The organism is Planctomycetota bacterium (assembly GCA_035384565.1).
Classification (GTDB): Bacteria; Planctomycetota; PUPC01; order DSUN01; family DSUN01; genus DAOOIT01.
Genome location: DAOOIT010000146.1, coordinates 1 through 3,485, shown reverse-complemented (window position 1 = coordinate 3,485; position 3,485 = coordinate 1). Strand labels below are relative to the sequence as shown.

At 68.4% G+C, this 3,485-nt stretch carries 5 protein-coding genes; all 5 read left to right on the top strand.

Features of this window, described 5'->3' with window-relative positions; genetic code table 11:
• On the top strand, window positions 1-972 hold a 972-nt coding region (locus PLE19_23930), incomplete at its 5' end, for a class I SAM-dependent methyltransferase (GenBank protein HPD17998.1).
• On the top strand, window positions 969-2,339 hold the full coding sequence (locus tag PLE19_23925) for a radical SAM protein (protein ID HPD17997.1): 1,371 nt from the start codon (window positions 969-971) through the stop codon (window positions 2,337-2,339). The genes PLE19_23930 and PLE19_23925, both read left to right, overlap by 4 nt.
• A 10-nt stretch (window positions 2,340-2,349) precedes the next feature.
• Window positions 2,350-2,895 (top strand): hypothetical protein, encoded by a 546-nt coding sequence (locus tag PLE19_23920; GenBank protein ID HPD17996.1) that lies wholly within the window; start codon window positions 2,350-2,352, stop codon window positions 2,893-2,895.
• Complete coding sequence (locus PLE19_23915) at window positions 2,895-3,296, top strand: GPW/gp25 family protein (GenBank protein ID HPD17995.1); 402 nt, start codon at window positions 2,895-2,897, stop codon at window positions 3,294-3,296. The genes PLE19_23920 and PLE19_23915 overlap by 1 nt, the downstream gene beginning before the upstream one ends.
• A 5-nt stretch (window positions 3,297-3,301) precedes the next feature.
• Window positions 3,302-3,485: baseplate J protein (locus tag PLE19_23910; protein HPD17994.1), on the top strand; the 184-nt coding region annotated here is incomplete at its 3' end.

The following is a 3,485-nucleotide window of genomic DNA, read 5'->3' as shown; positions in this document are numbered from 1 at the left end:
TTCCTCTCCTACCTCCACAGCGACGCCTCGAAGGGCTACAACGAGGAGCCGCTCTTCGGGGCGGCAATGGCGTTGCTGGGCCTCAAGCCCGTCCCGCCCCGCGAGAACCTCATGTACACCGCCCGCAAGGGCCCCTACGACATCGACGTCCTTCGTGGCCATTGCGCCTACGGCGAAGACCCCGTGGTCTCGCCGACGTTCGTCCACTTCGTCCGCCTGGAGCCGAGGGAGGTCTACGTCCGCGAGACGGCGCGGCTGCGCCGGTGGTTCGACGTGCCCCTCTGGCTCCCGTCGGGTTCGGAGGCGACGCCAGCGGACGCCGAGCGGGTCCTCCGGGTGCCGGCGAAGGCGGACATCTTGCCCATCCTCCCGCGCGAGGGGATCGCGGCCGAGATCGGGGTGTTCAAGGGCGGCTTCTCGCAGAAGATCCTCGAGGCCGCCGCGCCCGCCAAACTCCATCTCATCGACCCGTGGCCCGAAGAAGTCTCCAGCGGCGGGGTCACCGGCAAAGGCGACGAGTTCCACCAGCTCGTCGTCGACCGCTTCCAACCGAGGATCGACGCCGGCCGGGTCGTCGTTCACCGCCAGACGTCAACGGAGGCGGCCGCCCAGTTCCCGGACGGCTACTTCGACTGGGTGTTCCTCGATGCCAACCACGGCTACGAGGGGATGAGGCAGGACCTTCTGGCCTTCTACCCGAAGGTGAAGCCTGGGGGCTACATCGCCGGCCACGACTACGTCGAGGTCAAGGGCTACGGCGTCGTCCAGGCCGTGGACGAGTTTGTTACGACGCATCCCGTCCACCTCGTCGCCCTCAGCAGCGACGAGTACGCCAGCTTCATCCTGCGGAAGCGACTCGCCTCCGGGCCGCCCAAGCAGAGCGTCCCAGCCCCGTCACCCCGGTGCTCCCCGCTCCGCGGCACGCCGCTGTGTCCGGGAATGCTCGCGTTGCCGAGGGAGGGTGCGCAATGATCGCCGAGCGGTCCCCCCTGAATATCGCCGACAAGATCAAGCCCGGCGTCCGATTCAAGCCGGCGAAGCGCGAGGTCCTCAGCTTCCAGGTCGGGGGCAAGGACCTCCAGTACGACGCCAACGCCATGACGCTGACCACGGGGCAGAAAGCAGGCCCCGCCGAGCCGTCCTCGTGCTTCCGACCCGACTTTTCCCACCCCGGCGTCCGCGACCACGCCGGCTACCTGGTCCTCTGCCTCACGCGGGCCTGCAACCTGCGGTGCGAGTACTGCTTTGCCAGGGACTTGAAGCAGGGCCAGGCCACGCGCATGACCTCCGACACGGCCCGGCGTGCCTTGGAGCTTCTCCTGCCCCCGCAGGGGCCGGTCACCGTCGCCTTCTTCGGCGGCGAGCCGCTCCTGGAGTGGGACCTTCTGACCGAGACGGTCGAGTTCGCCAAGCATGTTTACCGCGGCCCAGGCAGGCCGGGCTTCCACCTCACCACGAACGGCACGCTGCTCGACCCGGCCAAGGTCACCTTCCTCGACCACGAGGGCTTCGATCTGATCGTCTCGCTCGACGGCCCGAAGGAGATGCACAACCGCAGCCGCCCCGCCGGGCAGGGGACGGATTCCTACGAGGCGACGCTCAACGGCCTCCGGTTGCTCAAAGGCCAGCGCCTGGCCACGAGGACGACGCTCCGGGGCACGTTCATGGCATGCGACATGCGGCTGAGGGAACGCCTCGAGCATCACCACGGGCTGCTCGACGAGGGAGTCGCCGCCCACGTCTCGCTGGAGCCAGTCAGCCTGACAGAGTCCGCCTGCCGCGGCGTCGGCCCCGGCCACGAATCGAGCTTCGACGACTCGGCGACCGACTGGGCAAAGGTCGAGCAGGAATATGGCAGGGCCGCCGAGTTCCTGAGAGACCGCATCCGTCAGAGGCGGGCCGCGTCCTTCGAGCAGCTCGTCCGCTTCGTTCGCCGGCTCGCCTTCCGCCAGGCCGCCTGCTGCGAGTGCGAGGCCGGCAACGGCTACGCCTCCGTGGCGCCCGACGGGACCATCTACGCCTGTCACCGCGAGGGGGCGAGCGTCATCGGCAACCTGGCGGCCGGCGGCCTCGACGAGTGCCTTCGGGCCAAGTGGCTCGACGGCCGCTTCTACCACAGCCCCAGGTGCGTCGAGTGCCCAATCCGGCTCGTCTGCGGCGGCCCGTGCCGCCAGGACGCCGTCGAGCGAGGCGACATGCACGCGCCCGCAGAGGCCGGCTGCAAGTTGCGCCACATCTGGTTCCGCTGGGCCGCCTGGCTCCTCTCCGAACTACCGCGTGAGGAGGCCGCGCGGCTCACTGGCCAGAAGCCGACGACCTGTTGCGGCCAGAGGACTTGAGGAAACGCCCATGCTCAACTGCCCGGTCAAGCTCCCGCCCGAGGCCAAGGCACAGAAGACCCTCCTCGAGCTCCTGTGCGCCGTCGTCCAAAAGCTCGACGAGATCGCCGAGGCCATCTCGAAGCAGAACACCTGCCAGGACGATCTCCGCCGCCAGGTCGAGGAGGTTCTTGAGCGGCACCGGCAGGCAGCGGAGCGGTACTTCGCCACGATGCCCGACCCCTGCGGCGAGGAGCCGTTCGACCGCTGCCCGTTCATCGAGCTGCCGGCAGGCACGAAGCGACGCGACCTCGACCGGGGCGCCTTCGTCTTCATCCTGCCCGACAGCACGATCCTCTGCGTGCGCGCCGGCGCCATCCAGGCGGCGCTGCCCGACGGAACTATCGAGACCCTCGTGCCCGACGCTGACTACCGGCTCCACACCTCCGACGGCCGGGTGTTCCAACTCGACCCCAACTGCCCGAACTGCCCACAGCCGCAGGAGGAGCCGGGCGAGGAACCTGACGTCCCAGAGATCCCGGCCGACCCCGCTCAGTGCGAGGAGCCGCGACCGTGATGGACTTCCTGGGCAAGGGGACGAAGTACCCGTTCCGTTTCGGCGCCGCCGGCGGCATCGCCGTCTCCGAGGGCGCCGGCCCCGAGCACGCCCATATCCACGAGAGCATCTGGCAGATCCTCTCGACCCGGCCAGGGGAACGCTTCTTCCTCCCCGAGTTCGGCTCGCGCCTGCCGGAGCTGGTCTTCCAGCAGAACGACGTGGTCTTCAAGGCGCTGGCCAGGCAGTTCATCGTGGACGCCGTCAAACGCTGGGAGAAGCGGGTCGTCATCGAGGGGGTGGGATTCAGCGACGACCCGCTCGTGACCGACCGCAACGTCGCCCTCATCCGGCTCGACTACCGCATCATCCGCACCCAGGTGCGGGGCAACCTGGTCTATCCCTTCGTCCGCGAGGTGTAACGCATATGGCCAAGGTCCGAGTCAACTACACGAACAAGGACTACGAGGCCGTCCGCCAGGAACTGGTCCAGCGCATCCCCACGATCACCGACCGCTGGACCGACTTCAATGAGAGCGACCTCGGCATGGTGCTGCTGGAGCTCTTCTGCGGCCTCGGCGACATGCTCCTCTTCTACCTCGACAACCAGG